16 protein-coding genes are annotated in these 18392 nt (G+C 72.7%); 11 read left to right on the forward strand and 5 right to left on the reverse strand.

Annotated features, from left to right (window positions below):
- Positions 1–4: 4 nt before the first annotated feature.
- The 7 genes from EAT51_RS13770 (at position 5) to fabG (ending at position 6382) form a co-directional block, all read left to right on the forward strand.
- Positions 5–757, forward strand: a complete 753-nt coding sequence (locus EAT51_RS13770; RefSeq protein WP_425478262.1) for a lysophospholipid acyltransferase family protein — start codon at positions 5–7, stop codon at positions 755–757.
- A gap of 8 nt (positions 758–765) precedes the next feature.
- Entirely contained in the window at positions 766–1047 is a 282-nt protein-coding gene (locus EAT51_RS13775) for an ApeI family dehydratase (RefSeq protein WP_130521822.1), read from the forward strand.
- Entirely contained in the window at positions 1044–2027 is a 984-nt protein-coding gene (locus EAT51_RS13780) for a lysophospholipid acyltransferase family protein (protein ID WP_130521823.1), read from the forward strand. Before EAT51_RS13775 ends, EAT51_RS13780 begins: the two co-directional genes overlap by 4 nt.
- On the forward strand, positions 1921–2601 hold the full coding sequence (locus EAT51_RS13785) for a LolA-related protein (RefSeq protein ID WP_130521824.1): 681 nt from the start codon (positions 1921–1923) through the stop codon (positions 2599–2601). The genes EAT51_RS13780 and EAT51_RS13785 overlap by 107 nt, the downstream gene beginning before the upstream one ends.
- Positions 2598–4958, forward strand: a complete 2361-nt coding sequence (locus EAT51_RS13790; protein WP_165422024.1) for an MMPL family transporter — start codon at positions 2598–2600, stop codon at positions 4956–4958. The genes EAT51_RS13785 and EAT51_RS13790 overlap by 4 nt, the downstream gene beginning before the upstream one ends.
- Positions 4951–5394: a hotdog family protein gene (locus EAT51_RS13795; RefSeq protein ID WP_130521825.1), complete on the forward strand. Its 444-nt coding sequence runs from the start codon at positions 4951–4953 to the stop codon at positions 5392–5394. The genes EAT51_RS13790 and EAT51_RS13795 overlap by 8 nt, the downstream gene beginning before the upstream one ends.
- Before the next feature lie 241 nt (positions 5395–5635).
- Positions 5636–6382: a 3-oxoacyl-ACP reductase FabG gene (fabG, locus tag EAT51_RS13800; RefSeq protein ID WP_130521670.1), complete on the forward strand. Its 747-nt coding sequence runs from the start codon at positions 5636–5638 to the stop codon at positions 6380–6382.
- A 208-nt stretch (positions 6383–6590) separates the two neighbouring features.
- On the opposite strand, the gene EAT51_RS13805 is transcribed toward fabG, so the two are convergent.
- Genes EAT51_RS13805 through EAT51_RS13820 form a run of 4 tightly spaced genes read right to left on the reverse strand, consistent with a single transcriptional unit; the run spans position 6591 to position 11000 of the window.
- Positions 6591–8213 carry an NAD(P)/FAD-dependent oxidoreductase gene (locus tag EAT51_RS13805; RefSeq protein WP_130521671.1) on the reverse strand — a complete coding sequence of 541 codons (1623 nt, stop codon included), beginning with the start codon at positions 8211–8213 and terminating at the stop codon, positions 6591–6593.
- Between the two features lie 2 nt (positions 8214–8215).
- Positions 8216–9028 carry a glycosyltransferase family 2 protein gene (locus EAT51_RS13810; protein ID WP_130521672.1) on the reverse strand — a complete coding sequence of 271 codons (813 nt, stop codon included), beginning with the start codon at positions 9026–9028 and terminating at the stop codon, positions 8216–8218.
- Positions 9025–9810: a beta-ketoacyl synthase chain length factor gene (locus EAT51_RS13815; protein ID WP_130561746.1), complete on the reverse strand. Its 786-nt coding sequence runs from the start codon at positions 9808–9810 to the stop codon at positions 9025–9027. Before EAT51_RS13815 ends, EAT51_RS13810 begins: the two co-directional genes overlap by 4 nt.
- Entirely contained in the window at positions 9807–11000 is a 1194-nt protein-coding gene (locus EAT51_RS13820) for a beta-ketoacyl-[acyl-carrier-protein] synthase family protein (protein ID WP_130521736.1), read from the reverse strand. The genes EAT51_RS13815 and EAT51_RS13820 overlap by 4 nt, the downstream gene beginning before the upstream one ends.
- A gap of 178 nt (positions 11001–11178) precedes the next feature.
- On the opposite strand from EAT51_RS13820, the gene EAT51_RS13825 reads away from it, so the two are divergent.
- From EAT51_RS13825 to EAT51_RS13835, 3 genes are read left to right on the forward strand one after another with little or no spacing between them, the layout of a single operon-like run.
- A complete protein-coding gene (locus EAT51_RS13825) occupies positions 11179–11439 on the forward strand; it encodes a YcgL domain-containing protein (RefSeq protein ID WP_130521674.1) in 261 nt (86 codons plus the stop codon).
- Positions 11432–14815, forward strand: a complete 3384-nt coding sequence (locus EAT51_RS13830; protein ID WP_130521675.1) for an ankyrin repeat domain-containing protein — start codon at positions 11432–11434, stop codon at positions 14813–14815. Before EAT51_RS13825 ends, EAT51_RS13830 begins: the two co-directional genes overlap by 8 nt.
- A 39-nt stretch (positions 14816–14854) precedes the next feature.
- Positions 14855–15211, forward strand: coding sequence for a tRNA-binding protein (locus EAT51_RS13835; protein WP_130521676.1), 357 nt, complete (start codon positions 14855–14857; stop codon positions 15209–15211).
- A gap of 14 nt (positions 15212–15225) precedes the next feature.
- Here EAT51_RS13835 and EAT51_RS13840 read toward each other — a convergent pair whose 3' ends face one another.
- Positions 15226–17049 (reverse strand): monovalent cation:proton antiporter-2 (CPA2) family protein, encoded by a 1824-nt coding sequence (locus tag EAT51_RS13840; protein WP_130521677.1) that lies wholly within the window; start codon positions 17047–17049, stop codon positions 15226–15228.
- A gap of 159 nt (positions 17050–17208) precedes the next feature.
- Here EAT51_RS13840 and EAT51_RS13845 point away from each other — a divergent pair, with 159 nt between their 5' ends.
- Positions 17209–18081: an energy transducer TonB family protein gene (locus tag EAT51_RS13845; RefSeq protein WP_130521678.1), complete on the forward strand. Its 873-nt coding sequence runs from the start codon at positions 17209–17211 to the stop codon at positions 18079–18081.
- The last annotated feature ends 311 nt before the right edge of the window (positions 18082–18392 follow it).

Below are 18392 nucleotides of genomic sequence, written 5' to 3' on the forward strand. Positions count from 1 at the left end.
GGACGTGCAGCCGTCGAGGTCCCTGGGCCAACTGGCCTGGGGCGCCTGGAACCTGCTGCAACTGGCGTTCACGCTGCTCTGGACGGCCACCCTGTGCAGCCTGGTGCTGCTGCTCTACGTGCTGGGCGTGCCGGTCGCGCGCCTGCTGCGCATGGCCCCGCGCGTGTGGGCGCCGGTGCTGGTGGCCGGGGCGGGCGCCAGACTGGTGGTCGAAGGCGGGCAGGACATCGACTGGTCGCGCCCGCATCTGATCGTCTCCAATCACCAGTCGGTGATCGACATCTGCGCGCTGTACATGGCCGTGCCGGTGCCGCTGCGCTTCCTGCTCAAGGACGAGATGCGCAAGGTGCCGTTCGTGAACTGGTACGCGCGCGCCACCGGCATGCTGTTCCTGGACCGCGACAGCCGCCGCGCCGGGGCGATCGTGCGTCGCCAGGCCGCCGCGCTGCTGGCCGCCGGGCAGACCCTGTGCCTGTTCCCCGAGGGCACGCGCAGCCGCACCGGCGAGCTGGCGCCGTTCAAGGCCGGGCTGCTGCAGGCCGCCATCGACGCCGGCGTGCCGGTGATCCCGGTGGCGCTGGACGGCTGCGGCAAGGTGCTGCCGCCGCAGGGCCTGTTCCGCGTGCGGCCCGGCACCATCCGCGTTCGCATCGGCACGCCGATCGACCCGCACCAGCCCGGCGACCCGCTGGACCGCCAGGCGCTCACACAGCGTGTCCACGACGCCGTGCGCACGATGCTGGAACCGCGGATCTGAGCCAGGGCATGGAATTCGCCGTCGCGTCCGACCACCCGGCCCTGCCGGGCCATTTCCCAGGCCAGCCGATCGTGCCCGGCGTGGTGCTGCTGGACCATGTGCTGGAGGCGATCGCCGCCGCGCACGGCCCGTTGCCCGGCGCGCTGCGCCTGCCGCAGGTGAAGTTCGTCCAGCCGCTGCTGCCGGACCAGACCGCGCGGGTGGAGCTGGACGGCGCCGCGCCGCGCTGGAAGTTCCGCGTGCTGCGCGCGGACACCGTGCTGGCCAGCGGCGAGGTGGTGGCCGCATGAGCACGGCCTGGAAGCAACGCCCCGAGGGCGGCAACCGTCTGGCCCTGCGCGTGCTGCGCGCCATCGCCTGCCACGGCGGGCGCGGCCTGGCGCGCGCACTGCTGTGGCCGATCACGCTGTACTTCATGGCCGTGCGCGGGCCCGAGCGCCGCGCCTCGCGCGCCTACCTGGCGCGCGTGCTCCATCGCCCGGTGCGCTGGCGCGATGTCGCCCGCCACATCCATACCTTCGCCTCGGTGATCCTGGACCGGGTGTTCCTGCTGAGCGGGCGCATGGGCGAGTTCGAGGTTGGCGTCACCGGTCTGGACCAGCTGCATGCGCAGATGGACAAGGGTCGCGGCGTGCTGATCTTCGGCTCGCACCTGGGCAGCTTCGACGCGCTGCGCGTGCTGGCCCAGGAGCGCCCGGACGTGCAGGTCAAGGTGGTCCTGGACAAGGCCCAGGCGCCGGCGATGACCGAGATGCTGGCCGCGCTCAACCCGCGCCTGGCCGACTGCATCATCGACGCCAGCCAGGACAGCACCTCGATCGTCATGGCGATCAAGCACGCCACCGACGAAGGCCACCTGGTCGCGCTGCTGGTCGACCGCGCGCGGCCTGAGGACCCGTGCCTGCCGGCGCAGTTCCTCGGCGCGCAGGCGCAGTTCCCGACCTCGCCGTGGCTGATCGGCGCGGTGCTCAAGGTGCCGGTGGTGCTGGCCTTCGGCCTGTACCAGGGCCGCGCGCGCTACACGCTGGCGTTCGAGACCTTCAGCGAAGGCCTGGAGGTGCCGCGCCGCAACCGCGCCGCGACCCTGGGCGCACTCATCCGTGGTTATGCCGCGCGGCTGGAGCATCATGTGTGCGCCGCGCCCTACAACTGGTTCAACTTCTATGATTTCTGGAACACCAAGCCCGACCCGGATCCTGCCGCTGTGGCTCCGGGCGCTGACGCTGACGCTGCTGTGCAGCGCCGCACCTCTGTCCGCCGCGTCGCCTGACGCGGTCGATCCGGCCTGGATCCTGTCCAAGATCGCCCGCAGCGACGATATCTCCACCCCGTTCGTCGAGCTGCGCGGCTCGGCCCTGCTCAAGGCGCCGCTGCGCGTGGAAGGCCGCTACGCGCGCCAGGCCGACACCACCCTGGTGCGCGAGGTCACCGCGCCCTACCACGAGAAGATCACGCTGAAGGGCCAGACCGCCACGCTGGAGCGCGACGGCAAGGCCACGCGCACCTTCTCGCTGGCGCGCGCGCCGGAGCTGGCCGATCTGCAAAAAGGCTTCGGCGCCCTGCTGAGCGGCGACGCCAGCCAGCTCGAGCAGCATTACGCGCTCAGCGCCACCGGCACGCGCCAGGCCTGGCAGCTGCGCCTGGACCCCAAGGACGCCACCGCGGCCAAGGTGCCGGTGCGCGGCATCCAGCTCTACGGGCAAGGCGCCGAGCTGCGCTGCATCGAGACCACCGACGCCAAGGGCCAGGCCCAGCGCACGCTGCTGGCCGGCGCGGCGCATGCGGCTCAGGGCGTGGATGACGGCGCGGCCCTGACCGCGCTGTGCCGCGGCCACGCCGGGTGAGTCTGCCGCCCGTCGCGCGCACCGGCCTGGCGCTGCTCTGGCTGGCGCTCCTGCTCGCGCTCGGCGCGTGGATCGGCAGCACGCTCAAGCTGTCCGGCGACCTGCGCAAGTTCATGCCCGAGGCGCGTACCCCCGCGCAGAAGCTGCTGCTGGACGAGCTGGGCGAAGGCCCCGGTTCGCGCCTGCTGCTGCTGGCCATGTCCGGCAGCGATCAGGCCACGCTGGCGGCGCAGTCCAAGGCGCTGCGCGCGCGCCTGGCCAGCCAGCGCGAGGCGATCTCGATGGTCGCCAACGGCGACGTGTCGCCGGGCGATGCGATCCCGGCCAAGTGGCTGCCGTACCGCTTCCTGCTGACCGACCGCTACGACGCCCATCCGCTGGACGCGGCCACGCTGCACGCCGAACTGGCCGAGCGCGTGCAGGACCTGGGCTCGCCGGCGGCCGAGATGATCGAGCCGATGCTGCCGCGCGATCCCACGCTCGAACTGCTGTACGTGGCCCAGCGCCTGCAGCCGGCCAGCACGCCGCAGCTGATCGACGGGGTGTGGTTCGACAAGGCCGGCAAGCGCGCGCTGCTGGTGGTGGAGACGGTGGCCGGCGGCTTCGATCCCAGCGGCCAGCAGCAGGCGGTGGGCGGCATCCGCGCCGCGTTCGAGGCGGTGGCCAAGGGCAGCACCAGCCAGCTGCTGCTGACCGGGCCGGGCGCGTTCTCGGTGGAGATCAGCACGCGCACGCAGAACGAGACCCAGTGGATCGGCATGCTCGACACCGGCGGGCTGATCCTGCTGCTGCTGATCGCCTACCGCAGCTGGAAGATCCCGCTGCTGGGCGTATTGCCGCTGGCCAGCGCCGGCCTGGTGGGCATGGTCGCGGTGATGCTGTGCTTCGAGCAGGTGCACGGCATCACGCTGGCCTTCGGCTTCACCCTGATCGGCGTGGTGCAGGACTATCCGATCCATCTGTTCAGCCATCAGCGTCCGGGGCTCTCGCCCTACGCCAACGCGCGCCATCTGTGGCCGACGCTGGCCACCGGCGTGGTGTCCACCTGCATCGCGTATGTGACCTTCTTCTTCTCCGGCGTCGAAGGCCTGCGTCAGCTGGCGGTGTTCACCATCTGCGGGCTGGGCGGCGCGGCGCTGCTGACACGCCTGCTGCTGCCGGCGCTGATCGATCCCTCGCCGCGCGACTATGCCGACTCGCGCCTGATGGCGCGGCTGTTCGTGCTGATCGATCGCCTGCCGCGGCCGCGCTGGTCGCTGCTGGGCCTGGCCGTGGTCGCGGCGGTGGTGATCGTCGCCAGCCCGACCCCGTTCTGGCAGGACGACCTGTCCAAGCTGACCCCGGTGCCGCGCGAGTCGCTGATGCAGGACGGGGAGCTGCGCAGCGAGCTGGGCGCGCCGGACGTGATGTACGTGCTGAGCCTGCAGGCGCCCGACCGGCAGGCCGCGCTGGCCGCCTCGTCCGCCCTGCGCACGCGCCTGGACGCGCAGGTCGCCGCCGGCAACCTGGCCAGCTACGACATGGCCGCACGCTACCTGCCGACCATCGCGACCCAGCGCAAGCGCCAGGCGCAGCTGCCCGCGCCGGAAGCGGCGCGCGCGATGCTGGAACAGGCCACCGCCGGGCTGCCGTTCCGCAGCGATGTCTTCGCCCCGTTCCTGGCCGACCTGGAGCAGGCGCGCACCGCCAGGCCGCTGGACGCGCCGGACCTCGCCGACACGCCGCTGGCCACGGGCGTGCAGGGCCTGCTGCTGGAAGGCGAAGGCCACACCACCGCCCTGGTCTCGCTCAGCGGCCTGCGCGATCCGGCCGCGCTCACCGCCGCGCTGGCCGGCACGGGCGCGCAGCTGATGGACCTGCGCGAGGCCTCGCGCACGCTGGTGCTCACCTACCACCGCGTGCTGGTGGCCATGGGCGTGGCCGCGGTGCTGCTGGCCATCGCCGTCAGCGTGTCGCTGCGCGAGCGCCGCCGCATCGTGCGCGTGCTGCTGCCGATGGGCCTGAGCGTGCTGCTGATCCTGGCGGTGCTGCGCGGCGCGGGCGTGGAGCTCAACCTGTTCCACCTGATCTCGCTGATCCTCGGCGCCGGGCTGGGCCTGGACTACGCGCTGTTCTTCGACCATGCCGGCGACGATGCGGCCGACCAGCGCCGCACCCTGCACGCGCTGATCGTGTGCAGCCTGATGACGCTGCTGGTGTTCGTGCTGCTGGGCCTGTCCAGCATCCCGGTGCTGCGGGCGATCGGTTCGACCGTGGCGATGGGCGTGGTGTTCAACTTCGTGCTGGCGCTGCTGGTCTCGCGCGAGCACGCGCGCGGCGACGATGCGCCGGGCGCGCAGGCAGCCGCGCATGGCTGAGGTTGCCCTGCCGCGCACGCGCGCGGAGATCGCACGGCTGGTGCCGCACCAGGGCCTGATGTGCCTGTGGGAGGAAGTGCTGGACTGGAGCGACACGGCACTGGTCCTGCGCAGCCACGGCCATCGCGCGCCCGACCATCCGCTGCGCCGGCATGGTCGGCTGCACGCGGTGCACCTGTGCGAATACGGCGCCCAGGCCATGGCCGTGCACGGCGGCCTGCTCGGCCAGGCCAGCGGCGCGCCGGTGCGACCGGGCATGCTGGTGGCGCTGCGCGGCGTGCAGTTGCACGTGGACACGCTCGATGGCCTCGAGCAGGCGCTGGAAGGCCATGCCGAGCTGCTGATGCACACGCCCGACAGCCAGCAGTACGGTTTCCGCATCCTGCACGCCGGCACCCTGCTGGCCGAAGGCCGCGCCTCGGTGATGCTGGGCTGACGCGAGGGGTGGGGCGGTGGCCTTGGGAGAAGCAACAGCCTCCCAAATCGCTGTAGAGCGGAGCTTGTGGCAATCCCCTTTTGGGGACTCCGCTGCTCTTCGTTCGTTTCGTGAGGAAGGCCCCAGCGGAGTCCCCAAAAGGGGATTGCCACAAGCTCCGCTCTACAAGGAGGTCGCGACGTGGTGTGAAGAGACAGGTACTCCCCCCAAACCGCATGCAGCGCATTGTTACCATGCGCCCATGACTTCATCGACGACTTCAAAGCCGGCGCGGCGCGCGCTGGTGACCGGCGGCAGTGGCGACCTGGGCGGGGCGATCTGCACCGCGCTGGGCGCGGCAGGCTTCGAGGTGATCGTGCATGCAAACGGCAACCTGGCGCGCGCCCAGGCTGTGGCGCAACGCATCGCCGAATCCGGCGGACGCGCGCAGGTCGTGGCCTTCGACCTGGCCGACGCCGATGCCTGCGCCACGGCCATCGCCACCCTGCTGGAAGCTGGCCCGGTGCAGGTGGTGGTCAACAACGCCGGCATCCATGACGACGCGCCGATGGCCGGCATGAGCGCGCAGCAGTGGCATCGCGTCATCGATGTCTCGCTGCACGGCTTCTTCCACGTCACCCAGCCCTTGCTGCTGCCGATGGCGCGCACGCGCTGGGGCCGCGTCATCAGCGTGTCTTCGGTCGCGGCGGTGATCGGCAACCGCGGCCAGGTCAACTACGCCGCGGCCAAGTCGGCCCTGCACGGCGCCACCAAGTCGCTGGCCCGCGAGATGGCCAGCCGCGGCATCACCGCCAACGTGGTCGCGCCCGGCGTGATCGAGGGCGCGATGATCGGCGCGCAGTTCCCGCCCGAGGCGATCAAGCAACTGGTCCCCGCCGCCCGCGCCGGCAAGCCCGAGGAAGTCGCTGCGCTGGTGGCCTTTCTCTGCTCGGACGCCGCCGGCTACATCAACGGCCAGGTGATCGGCGTCAATGGCGGGATGGCATAGGAAAGGCCGCCGATGGGCTCTCGGCCTCAAGCAGGGCAAACAGGAGGGCGAAGCGCTCTGCTTTTGTGGGAGCAACTGTCTCTCAGGTCACGCCGCGGCCCCTTGTAGAGCGGAGCTTGCTCCGCTGCGTTCCGACCGGATCGTCGGCAAGGCCTAGCGGAGCAAGTTCCGCTCTTCCACCCAGCACACCCACAACCCACAGCGGGGGTTATGCCGCCTCTGCGTACCAGGCGGGCTCCAGCGACGCGATGGGCGGCGCGGTGCCGGCCAGCAAGGCCGCCAGGCCATGGTTGTCGAGGTCCACATGCGCCGCATTGGCGCGGGCCAGGATCTCGCCGGCCAGCCATTCCATGCGCGCGACGTTGGATGCCAGGCGTGCGGTGAGGGCGTCGGGGTCGAGCGTGTCGTTCAAGGCGCGATTGAGTTCGAAGAACCAGTCGATCGCGTACTGGTCCAGCAGGCGACCGTCGGTCAGCGGAGCCGGGTGGGGCGCGTTGCGCCGGCCCCATTCGGCCAGCAAGGCCTGCACGGCCAGATTGAGCGCGCGCCCGCGCTGGAACAGCGGCCGCAGCCGCCCCAGCAGCGGCACATCGGTCAGGCGTCCGGCGAAGTACAGCGGCGCCAGCAGCGACCAATAGTAGGTGTAGTCCCAGATCACCTTGACCGGCATCACCTGCGCATCGCCGAACAGCGGGTACTGGCCCTGGTAGAGGGTCAGGGTGTTCTCGTAGAAGCCGCTGTAGAGCTGGTTGTAGATGCCCGCGTACGGTGCGATCCCTTCCCCGGCGCGATCGCGCGCGACCAGGTCGGTGATGTAGCCGTTGGCGATGGCGATGAAGTCGCTGCCCGGCGAATAGAACGGGTCCAGGAACACGCCGGCCTCGCCGGTCAGCGCCCAGCGGTCGCCGGAGAACACCTGCTTGCAGCCGTAGGAGAAGTCGCGCAGGAACATGAAGTCCATCAGCGCATGCTCGGGTTGCTCCAGCGCGGCGGCCACGCGCGGCTGGTGCGTGCGCAGCCAGTCCATCGCCTTGGCGTGGGTGTTCATCGTCTCCAGCGGATGCGCGTCGGCATCGCAGACGATGCCCAGCGAATGCGCGCCGCAGGACAGCGGGATCAGCCAGAACCAATAGCCCGGTCCGCACATGTGGTTGGTCGAGCGCCAGCGGTCCGGCGGCGTGCAGCGCGCCAGCCAGGCCGGATCGTCGGACCAGTCGTTGGGATCGATGAAGCCTTCCACGCGCCACCACACCGCATTGGCATAGTGCGCATTGGGCTGGGCCAGGCCGAGCTTGCGCTTGAGCAGGCCGGCGCGGCCGCTGGCATCGACCACCCAGCGCGCGTCCAGCGTGGCCGCCGCGCCGTCGCGTTCGAAGCGCACGCCGTGATCGGCCTCACCGGAGGCCAGGTCCACGCCGCGCACGCTCGCGCCATCGATAAAGTTCACGCCCAGCGCACGCGCGCGCTCGCCGAGGAAGTTCTCGAAGCGGCCGCGGTCGATCTGCCAGGACGGGGTGGGCAGCAGCTGGCTCACGCCCAGTTCGGTGCACTGGTCGATCCGCCACTGGCCCTCGGAGAAGAAGAAGCGGAAACCGAACTTGCGCAGATGCTCGGCATCCAGATGCGCGCGCAGGCCGAGCACGTCGCTGAAATAGTGCGCGCCGATCTCCACGGTCGACTCGCCCACCTTGAACGCGCCTTCGCGCACCGGATGGGCGCGGCGCTCGATCACGCTGATCGCCAGGGCCGGATCGCGCGCCTTGAGCTGCAGGGCCAGGGTCAGTCCGGCCAGGCCGCCGCCGAGGATGGCCACATCGGTCCGCGCATTCATCTTCAGGCGTCCGCCGCCGGGGAGGGAGCCGGCACCCTAGCAAACTCGCCGTGTGGGTCGTGGATGACCGGGCGGGTGGCGCGGATGCCGCGATAGACCGACAGCAGCCGGCCATGGCGCAGCACCTGGCCGACCACGTGCGTGGTGATCCTGCACAGGTCGCGCACCAGGCGGAAATGGCTCTTGCGGAAGGTGCCCGGCTCGGTGCCGGCGTAGCGCGTCTCGATCGGCACCGACACCACGCGCGCACCGGCACGGCGCGCGGCACTGATCAGCATCTGCGCCTCGAACACGAAGCCTTCGCCTTCCACCCCGTCCAGCGTGAACACGCTGCGCGGATAGAAGCGCTGGCCGCTCTGCGTGTCGACCAGGCGGAAGCCGCAGCCCCAGGCGATGCCCCAGTCGCCGAAGTCGTTGCCGATGCGGCGGATGATCGGCTGGCTGGCGCGCTTGCGCAGGCGTGCGCCGTTGACCACCCAGCCGGGGTAGGCGTTGGCCGCCTCGAGCATGCGCGGGAAGTCGCTGGCCCGGTGCTGGCCGTCGCCGTCCATGGTCAGCACGCCCTGCGCGCCCTGGCGCGCGGCTTCGGCGAAGCCGCTGCGCAGCGCCGCGCCCTTGCCCAGGCGCCGCGGATGGCGGATCAGCGTCACCGGCAGGCCGTCCAGGCAGTCGCTGGTGCCATCGTCGGAGCCGTCGTCGACCACGATCACCCGCGGGCACACCGCCAGCGCGTCCTCGACCACTTCGCGGATGCGCAGCCGCTCGTTGAGCGCGGGGATCACCACCGCCACATCGTCCATGGTCAGCGCGCTCATCGGGCGATCTCCACCTGCAGCACCGCGCCGTGGCCGGCGTCGAGGTGGCAGTGCGCGGCGCCCTGCGCCAGGGCGTCGAACAGCGGCAGCATCGGCGCCATCGCGTTGCCGGCGGCGAGGGTTTCCAGCGGGCCGGCCGGCGCGCGGTCGGCGCCGCCGGTGCCCAGCGCGGCGCGCAGGGCGAGGCCTTCGCCCTGCGCACTGAGCACCAATGCGGCGCCCAGCAGCCCCTGGCTGTGCGAGATGCGCCCCAGCGGCCCCACCGACTGGCTGTCGTAGCCCACCAGCAGCACCTCCGGCGTGCCGGTGGCCAGCTGGGTCAGCGCTTCGAGCAGGCCCTGGGCGAAGCTGCCGTGGAAGGCGCTGATCGCGGTGGCCGGTGCATGCGTGCCGGCGCCGATGGTCCAGTAGCCGGCCGCGGCGTTGTGCACCGAGTTGTGGAAGCGGATCGGCGAGATGCCGGTCGGGTCGCTGGCAAGCTGGCGGCACATGTAGTCGGTGATCGCCAGATCGCCGTGGGTCGAGGTGAACACCGAGGGCAGGGCGGACGGGTCGCGGCCGGCGGCCTGGCACGCGGCCAGCGCCACTTCCAGGGCCACGGCCACCGTCTCCGGGGCGCGGCGGCGTTCGTTGGGCGCGAGCAGCTGCGGGGCCGGCTTGGCCGGCGCGTCGGGCGGCAGCGCGCCGCCGCGGGCATAGGCCTGGGCGGCGTCCCAGGACGCCAGGCCGCGGCACCAGAAGCCGATGCCGGCCACGCGGGCATTCAGGACCGGGGCGCTCATGCGCGGCCAAAGACCAGCGCGCAGTTGTTGCCGCCGAAGCCGAAGGAGTTGTTCATGGCGTACTGCACCGGGCGCCGCTCGGGCGCGAAACGGATCTGGGGACCGCACGCCGGATCGGGCGTGTGGGCGTTAAGGGTGCCGGGGAGATAGCCGGTGTCCAGCGCGATCAGCGCGAACACCGACTCGACGATGCCCGCCGCGCCCAGCGTGTGCCCGGTCCAGGCCTTGGTCGAGGCCGCGTGCAGCCCATCGGGGAACAGCTTGGCCACCGCGATCGCCTCGACCGTGTCGTTGGCCGGCGTGGAGGTGCCATGCAGGTTCAGATAGTCCAGCTGCCCGGGCTCGATGCCGGCGCGGGCCAGCGCGTCGGCCATCGCCAGCTGCGCGCCCAGGCCTTCCGGATGCGGGGCGGACATGTGGTGGGCATCGCTGGATTCGCCGTAGCCGCGCAGCTGCAGGCCGGCCTGCGCCTGGTCCGCGCGTTCGATCAGGGCGAAGCCGCCGGCCTCGCCCAGCGACAGCCCGTCGCGGTGGGCATCGAAAGGCATGCACGGATTCTTCGACACCAGCTGCAGGGCGTTGAAGCCGTACAGCACGCTGCCGCACAGCGTGTCCACGCCGCCCACCAGCGCCGCATCGGCCAGCCCGGCCTGGATCAGCCGCGCGGCCTGGGCGAAGACCTTGGCGCTGGACGAACACGCCGTGGCCACGGTCACGCAGGGCCCGGCCAGGCCGGTGGCGTGCTGGACGAAGTCGCCCAGCGAGTGCGGCGTGTGCACGATCGGGCGCGCCAGGCCGTCGGGGAAGCGCTCGCCTTCGGCATCCTGCTCCAGGCGCGTATAGGCCTCCTCGCTGGCGCCGATGCTGGAGGTCGAGGTGCCGATCACCACCGCCACGCGCGCCGCGCCATAGCGGCCTGCTGCGGCCTGCACCGCGTCGAGCACGCCGTCCTGGCCCAGGGCCAGCCAGGCCAGGCGGTTGTTGCGGCAGTCCCACTGCGCCAGCTCAGGCGGCAGCACGACGTCCTCGACGCCGTCGACGCGGCCGATCCAGCAGTCCAGGCGCGGCGTCGGACCGAAGTCGTTGCGCCGCAGGCCGCTGCGGCGCGCTTCCAGGCCTTGCGCCTGCGCCTGGCGGCCATGGCCCAGGGCGGTGGTGGCGGTATAGGCCGTGATCGCCAGGGGCCTCATGCGGGACGGGGACGGCATCCAGAGCTTTGTGTCAGTCGATGGCGTTCGAGTATAGCCAGCGGCCTCGGCGTGACCGTGTGCACGCGCAGGTGGCGTTTCAGGTTCGGGTTTCGCCACTGCGGGCTTTGCCGCACAATCGTTACGACTTTCCTGATCAATCGGATTCGCGCGCAACCGGATGCATGCGTTCGTCTACAAGAGCCTGCGCAAGGCCGACACGTACCTGTACCTGGCAGCGCGCGACGACTTCGCCCGTCTGCCCGCGCCGGTGCGCGCCCAGCTGGGCGAGCTGGCCTTCGTGCTGGAAGTGACCCTGACCCCCGAGCGCAAGCTGGCGCGCGAGGACATCGCGGTGGTGCGGCAGAACCTGGCCAGCCAGGGCTTCCACCTGCAGTTCCCGCCGTTGGCGGCGATCCAGGATCCGATGCCCGATGCCTGATCCTGTCCGTCCGCCGATCCGTGCGGCGCTGGTGGCGCTGCTCGCCGGCCTTGCCCTGGCCGCACTGACCTTCTTCGGCGGACCGATTGCCGCGGTGGGCGCGCTGCTGGCCCAGCCGGCGCTGGCCCTGGCGGTGTCCTGGCAGGCGCGCACCCGCGCGCCGGCGCGGCGCGATTTCCTCAGGCGCGATCTGCTGCCGCTGCTGGTGGTGTGGGGCGCGGGTTTCGCCCTCGCCGCCGCGCTGCTGGCCTGGCCGCTGCAGGCGCTGCGCAGCGGCGGCTCGCTGGGCGCCGCGCTGGGCCTGAGTGCGGTGGTCGGCGTCTGCCTGATCGGCGTGTGGCGGGCCTGGCCGCTGTGGCTGGCGGTCGAACGCGAGGGCGGCGCGCTGTCGCGCCAGTGGCGGGCGATGGCCGACCGCGACGTCGGCGACTGGCGCGGGCTGGGCGTGGCCGCGGCCGTGGCGCTGGCCATCGGCGGCGGGCTGAGCCTGGCCTGGCCGGCGCTGTGGCCCAGCACCCTGCGCGCGGCCGGCGCGATCGTCTACGCGCTGGCCCTGCCGCTGCTGCACGCCGGCCTGCAGCGCGCCACCCGCGCCGGCGGCCTGCCGGTGCTGGACATGCCGGCCAAGCCGGCCGCCCGGCCGGCGCAGAAGACGCCGCCGTCCTTCGCCCCGGCGCCTGCGCCTGCCGCGCGCCCCACGGCCGCCCCGGCACCGGCCGCCGCGCCGCGCGCCACGCCGGCACCCGCCGCGGCGGGTCCGGCCCAGGAGGCGGCGCTGTACGAGGCCGCGCGCAGCGGCCGTGTCGAGCGCGCGCTGGAGCTGATCGAGGCCGGCGCCAACCCGCGCGCCCTGCCGCCGCCGGACGCGCGCGACCAGCGCAGCCTGGCCGTGCTGGCCGCGGTGCTGCCCGACCTGCGCCTGCTGCGCACCCTGATCGCCAAGGGCATCGACCTCAACCAGGCCCATGCCGGCATGACCCCGCTGCTGGCGGCGACCCGCGACAGCTGGCACGGCCGCCCCGACGCGGTCACCACGCTGCTGACCAACGGCGCCGACCCGCGCCAGGCCGACCGCGAAGGCAACACCGCCCTGCACCACGCCGCGCGCAGTTCCGACCCCGGCGTGGCCGCGCTGCTGCGCGACGCCGCCGCCGAGCTGGACGCCCTGAACCACGACGGCATCACCCCGCTGGGCATCGCCTGCGTCGCCGGTAACTGGCGCCTGGCCAAGTTCCTGCTCGAACGCGGCGCCCGCCCCGAACCCGCCGGCGGGCAGCCGGTGCTGCTGGCCGCCGCCGCCACCGAGGAAGACGACGCGGCCGGCGTGCAGCTGCTGCTCAAGCACAAGGCCAAGGTCGACGCGCGCGGCGCGCACGGCCGCAGCGCCCTGCACGAGGCCGCCCTGGCCGGCCATGCCGAGATCCTGGCCGCGCTGCTCGCGGCCGGCGCCAGCGTCGATGCGCGCGACGAGGCCGGCGCCACGCCGTGGCTGGAGGCCGCGCGCAGCGGCCGGGTCGCCGCGCTGGACACCCTGGCCGGCGCCGGCGCCGACCTGGCGGCGGTCGATGCCCGCGGCCGCAACGCGCTGCTGCTGGCCAGCACCGCCGAGCAGGTCGTGCCCGCGGTGGTCAAGCGCCTGCTGGAGCTGGGCGTGGACCCCGAACGGCGCGACCTGGCCGGCCACCGCGCCGCCGACCTGGCCGCCGCGGCCGGGCGCTGGGCCCTGGTCTCCCAGCTCGATCCCGACTACCCGTTGCCGACCGCCGTCTCGGCGGCCGACACCCACGCCCCGCCGCCGGACCAGGCGCCGCTGGGCCTGCTGCGCGAGGCGCTGGAGCGTGGCGAACGGCGCGGCCTGGACGCGCTGGTGCGGCTGTGCTCGCCGCAGGAACTGGGCAGCCTGCTGCATGCCCCGGCCCTGCAGGCGCAGGCCGACGCGGTGGCCTGGCTGCTGCGCCACGGCGCCTCGGGCGAACAGCCCGACGTGCGCGGCGACCTGCCGCTGCTGGCGGCGATGGCGCGCGGGCCGGCGGCGCTGCCGGTGATCCGGGTCCTGCTCGACGCCGGCCTCTCGCCCGCCGGCAGCGCCGGGCTGGCGCGCTTCCTGGCCGCCTGCCTGGCCTCCGATGCGCGCACCCGGCCGGAGGTGGCCGCACTGGCGCTGGAGCTGCTGGCCCGCGGCGCCGATCCCTTCGCCCCCGCGCCCGGCGGCGACCGCGCGCTGCCCCTGGCCGTGCGGCTGGACTGGCCGGCGCTGGTCGAGGCCTTGCTCGCCCTCGGCGTGGACCGCGAGGCCCGCGACGCGCGCGGCATGTCGGCCCTGCACCTGGCGACCGCGCTGGGCAATGTGGCGATGGTCCGGCGCCTGATCGCGGCCGGCGCCTCGCCCGACGCGCGCGCCGCCGACGGCCAGACCCCGCTGGGCGTGGCCCTGTCGGCCGGCCGCCGCGACCTGGCCGACTGGCTGGACTGGCGCGTGTGGCCGCTGCCACGCCGCGCGCTGCAGCCGGCCGACCTGCCGGCCGCGGCCAAGGCCGGCGACGCCGACGCGGTGCGCCGCCTGCTGGACCTGGGCTTCGACGTGGACGCGCAGGATGCGCAGGGCTGCAGCGCGCTGCTGCGCGCGGCCGGCGGCGGCCACGGCGCGGTGGTCGACCTGCTGCTGGCGCGCGGCGCCGATCCGCAGCGCCCCGCGCGCACCGGCGCCACGCCGCTGTCGGCGGCGGTGAGCATGCGCCAGACCGCGATCGTCGGCGCCCTGCTCGATACCGGCGCCAGCATCGAATATCGCCTGCCCGGCGAGGTCAGCGTGCTGATGCTGGCCGCCGCGCTGGGCCTGCCCGACGTCGCCGCGCGCCTGCTCACCGCCGGGGCCGACGTGCACGCGGTCGATGCGCAGGGCCTGACCGCGCTCCACTGCGCGGGGCTGTTCGGCTTCATCGCCCGCGACCGGCCGCGCCTGCTGGCGCTGCTGGACACCTTGCTGCTGGCCGGCGCGCAGCCCGACGGGCCCGACGGCGGCACGGTCACCCCGCTGCTGCTGTTGCTGGGCGCGCGCGCCGAGCCGGGCACCGCCTGCGACGAGGACGTGATCCTGGCCGGCCTGGAGCGCCTGCTCGACGAGAACGTCGCGCTCGACGTACGCGATCCGCGCGGCTTCGGCCCGCTGCACCTGGCCGCGCTGCACGGCCTGCTGCGCGTGGTCCAGCGCCTGCTGCGCGCCGGGGCCGATCCGGCCCAGCGCGATGCGCTGAACCGCATCCCGCGCGATATCGCGATCATGCGCGGCTTCGTCGATGTGGCCGGCGAACTGGCGCCGACCGTGGTGCCTGGCGCCGGCGCGCCGATCGCGCGCTTCCTGCGCGACCCGCGCTGAAGGCGGCGCACCGCTTCGTCCTGCTCTGGATCCTCGCCGATGTCAGACGCGCCCGCCGCCGATGCCGCCCCCATCACCTGGGCCGATTTCGAGAAGGTGCTGCTGGTGGCCGGCACCATCCTGAAAGTCGAGCCCTTTCCCGAGGCGCGCCGGCCGGCCTACAAGGTCTGGGCCGACTTCGGCCCCTACGGTCAGCGCAAGACCAGCGCGCAGATCGTCAGCCTGTATGCGCCCGAGGACCTGGTCGGCAGACAGATCGTGGCGGTGCTGAACTTTCCCGAGAAACAGATCGGCCCGTTCCGGTCGCAGTTCCTGCTGACCGGCGCCTACACCGAGGAGGGCGTGGTGATCACCACGCTGGAGCGCCCGGTGCCCAACGGCGCGCGCCTAGGCTGAGCGCCGGCGCGGCCTCAGTCGCTGGCCGCCGGTTTTTCCGTCGTCGTAGCTGTCTGGGCGTCCGCTGTCGCTGGCGGCGCCGTGTCGGCGGCGACCAGCTTTTCCAGGTCGCGGCGCGCGTCGCGCGCGGTCTGGATCAGCGCCGCGTCGTCGTCGTAGACCAGATACTGCTCGCGCAGCAGCTTCTCGTCGTGCGCGCGGAAGCGCTGCGCCTGCCGCGCGGCTTCCTCCTCGTCCACGCCCAGTGCGGTCAGCACGCGCTCGCCCATCTCCAGGCTGGAGCCGAAGGTCTCGCGGAAGGGCTCGGCGCTCAGGTCCATCAGCCGCCAGGCGTGCTGGCGGTTGCGCGCCCGGCTGAGCACCGTGGCGGCCGGATACATGCGCCGGATCAGGCGTGTGCAGCGGATGTTGGTGTCCGGATCGTCCATGGCCACCACGAACACCTTGCAGTGCTGCGCGCCGGCCGCGCGCAGCAGGTCGGGCCGGGTGGGATCGCCGTAGAACAGCCGTGCATTGCCGAAGCGGCGCAGGGTGTCCACCTGCTCGGCGCTGTGTTCGAGCGCGACGAAGGACACGCGCTGGGCGGTGAGCAGGCGCGCGACGATCTGGCCGAAGCGGCCCATGCCGGCGATCAGCACGCGCGGCTGCAGGTCCTCGACCTCCTCGAAGGCGCGCTTGGGCGCGGCCGGCGCGTGGTCCAGCCAGCGGCTGGCCGCGATCAGCAGCAGCGGTGTGGCGGCCATCGACAGGCCGACCATCGCCACCAGCCGGTCGCGCTGCTGCCCGCTCAGCAGGTCCGCCTGCGCGGCCTGGTTGAACACCACGAAGGCGAACTCGCCGCCCAGCCACAGCACCGCGCCCAGCTTCAGCGCCGCGCGCCAGCTCAGGCGCACCTGCCAGCGGCCCAGCGCCAGCAGCACCCCGGCCTTGACCAGCAGCAGGGTCAGCACGCCGGCGGCGATGATCTGCGGCTCTGCGCGGACGCGGTCGATGTCGATGGACATGCCCACGGCGATGAAGAACAGGCCCAGCAGCAGGCTCTTGAACGGCTCGATCTGCGATTCCAGCTCGTGGCGGAACTCGGAGTCGGACAGCAGCACGCCGGCCAGGAACGCGCCCAGGCCGGCGCTCAGCCCGGCCAGCTGCATCAGCCAGGCGGTGCCCAGCACCACCAGCAGCGCGCTGGCGGTGAACACCTCGGGCATCCGGGTGCGCGCCACGATGCGGAACAGATGCCGCAGCGCCAGCCGGCCGAACAGCGCCACCAGCACGATCGCGCCGATCGCCTCCAGGCCGGTGGCCCAGCTCAGGGTCTGGTTCTTGGCCCCGCCCAGCAGCGGGATCGCCACCAGCAGCGGGATCGCGGCCAGGTCCTGGAACAGCAGCACCGCAAAGCCGGTGCGGCCGTAGTCGGTGGCCAGGGCCTTGCGTTCGGCCAGCAGCTGCAAGCTGACTGCGGTGGAGGATAGCGCCAGGCCCATGCCGATCACCAGCGCCTTCTTCCAGCTCAGGCCCAGGCACAGACACAGCGCGCCGAGCACCAGCGTGGTCAGCAGCACCTGCAGCCCGCCGGTGCCGAACACCGGCTTGCGCATCACCTTCAGCCGCGAGGGCGAGAGCTCCAGGCCGATCACGAACAGCAGCATGACCACGCCGACTTCCGAGGCGTTGAGGATGCGCTCGGCATCGCGCACGAAGCCGAAGCCATGCGGGCCCAGCAGCGCGCCTGCGACCAGATAGGCCAGTACCGCGCCCAGCCCGAGGCGCTTGAACACCGGCACGGCCACCACGCCGGCCAGCAGGAACACCAGCGCAAGTTGCAGACCGCCGTCGTTCATCGAAACTCCCTTTGCGCCCCTTCCATTATGCGCCGCCGCGCGCGTCGGACCGGCCGCGCGCGTGGGCTGCACTGTCATGGCGCCGGCGGGCCGGATGGCACTTGCCGCCGCTGCGCCGGGGCGGCAAGCTCGGCACCTCATCGTGGACAGGGATCGACCATGCGCATCGCCGTCAGACTCGCGGCCTTCTTGTGCAGTGCGCTGCTTGCGACCGTGGGGAATGCCGCGTTCGCGCAGACCCGTGGCGAAGTCAGGCAGACGCTGGAATCCAGCCTCGTCGTGACCGGCGACATCCGCATCGCCAGCGACGGCAAGGTCAAGGCGTTCCAGATTGATCGGCCGGACAAGCTGTCGGGCGACGTGACGCAGCTGATCGACCGTGCGGTGCCGAGCTGGGAGTTCGAGCCGATCCTGGTCGCGGGCAAGCCGGCGGAGGTGCGCTCGCGCATGCGCATCCGCCTGGTCGCGTACAAGCGTGAGGACGGCAACTACGTGCTGAGCATCCGCAGCGCCTCCTTCACCGGCGACCAGGACGAGGAGGTCGATGCGACCTGGCTCAAGCAGCAGAAGATGCCGCCGCCGGCCTATCCGGCGGTGGCCGCGGCGTCCAACGTGTCGGGCACGGTCTTTCTGCTGATCAAGGTCGGCGCGGACGGCAAGGTACAGCAGGCGTTCGCCGAGCAGACCAATCTGCGCGTGCTGGCCAACGGGCGCGAGATGGCGCGCTGGCGCAAGGTGCTGGAGCAGTCGGCCATCGCCGCCACGCGGGCCTGGCAGTTCACGCCGTCCGCCAACGATCCCAAGCATCCCGAGGGCGGCTGGACCTCGCGCGTGCCGATCGACTATTCGCTCGCGCGCCAGCGTCCCGGCTACGGCACCTGGGAGCCCTACATCCCCGGTCCGCACATGCCGGCGCCGTGGCTGCGCCCCGAGCTGGCCCGTGCCCAGGACGTCGATGCCGCCCAGTCCGGCACGCTCGCCCCCGTCGGCGAAGGCGCGATCCGCCTGCGCACCGATCTCGGCCAGGGCTAGCGCGGGCGCGTCACTGCGTCGTGTGGGCACCGCTCTGGCGGGCGGTGTCCGCTTTCCTCCGGTCGGGTCATCTGCCCTGACTTACACGCCATCGTCGTTCCCGCGAACGCGGGAACCCATGGACTTTCGCTCGGAGCATGAAGAGCAGGTTTTCTCGCAATCCTGAGTCACTTTGCATTCGGGCGGTGCGCCTTCGGAAGGGCAGCGGTCCGGCGGGCGGTGTCCGCTTATCCCTCGATCAGGGCATCCTGCCCTGACTCGGGCGCTCAGCGTCCTGCCTCGCTAGTCGCGGACACCGCCCGCCAGCCCGC

The organism is Pseudoxanthomonas winnipegensis, assembly GCF_004283755.1.
In the GTDB taxonomy this organism is placed as follows: Bacteria; Pseudomonadota; Gammaproteobacteria; order Xanthomonadales; family Xanthomonadaceae; genus Pseudoxanthomonas_A; species Pseudoxanthomonas_A winnipegensis.

Coding starts and splice junctions, on each gene's coding strand:
- EAT51_RS13840 (WP_130521677.1), bottom strand. CDS start 17,049: ATGAACGACGGCGGTCTGCAACTTGCGCTGGTGTTCCTGCTGGCCGGC.
- EAT51_RS13775 (WP_130521822.1), top strand. CDS start 766: ATGGAATTCGCCGTCGCGTCCGACCACCCGGCCCTGCCGGGCCATTTC.
- EAT51_RS13845 (WP_130521678.1), top strand. CDS start 17,209: ATGCGCATCGCCGTCAGACTCGCGGCCTTCTTGTGCAGTGCGCTGCTT.
- EAT51_RS13835 (WP_130521676.1), top strand. CDS start 14,855: ATGTCAGACGCGCCCGCCGCCGATGCCGCCCCCATCACCTGGGCCGAT.
- EAT51_RS13820 (WP_130521736.1), bottom strand. CDS start 11,000: ATGAGGCCCCTGGCGATCACGGCCTATACCGCCACCACCGCCCTGGGC.
- fabG (WP_130521670.1), top strand. CDS start 5,636: ATGACTTCATCGACGACTTCAAAGCCGGCGCGGCGCGCGCTGGTGACC.
- EAT51_RS13785 (WP_130521824.1), top strand. CDS start 1,921: ATGATTTCTGGAACACCAAGCCCGACCCGGATCCTGCCGCTGTGGCTC.
- EAT51_RS13805 (WP_130521671.1), bottom strand. CDS start 8,213: ATGAATGCGCGGACCGATGTGGCCATCCTCGGCGGCGGCCTGGCCGGA.
- EAT51_RS13780 (WP_130521823.1), top strand. CDS start 1,044: ATGAGCACGGCCTGGAAGCAACGCCCCGAGGGCGGCAACCGTCTGGCC.
- EAT51_RS13815 (WP_130561746.1), bottom strand. CDS start 9,810: ATGAGCGCCCCGGTCCTGAATGCCCGCGTGGCCGGCATCGGCTTCTGG.
- EAT51_RS13795 (WP_130521825.1), top strand. CDS start 4,951: ATGGCTGAGGTTGCCCTGCCGCGCACGCGCGCGGAGATCGCACGGCTG.
- EAT51_RS13810 (WP_130521672.1), bottom strand. CDS start 9,028: ATGAGCGCGCTGACCATGGACGATGTGGCGGTGGTGATCCCCGCGCTC.
- EAT51_RS13830 (WP_130521675.1), top strand. CDS start 11,432: ATGCCTGATCCTGTCCGTCCGCCGATCCGTGCGGCGCTGGTGGCGCTG.
- EAT51_RS13825 (WP_130521674.1), top strand. CDS start 11,179: ATGCATGCGTTCGTCTACAAGAGCCTGCGCAAGGCCGACACGTACCTG.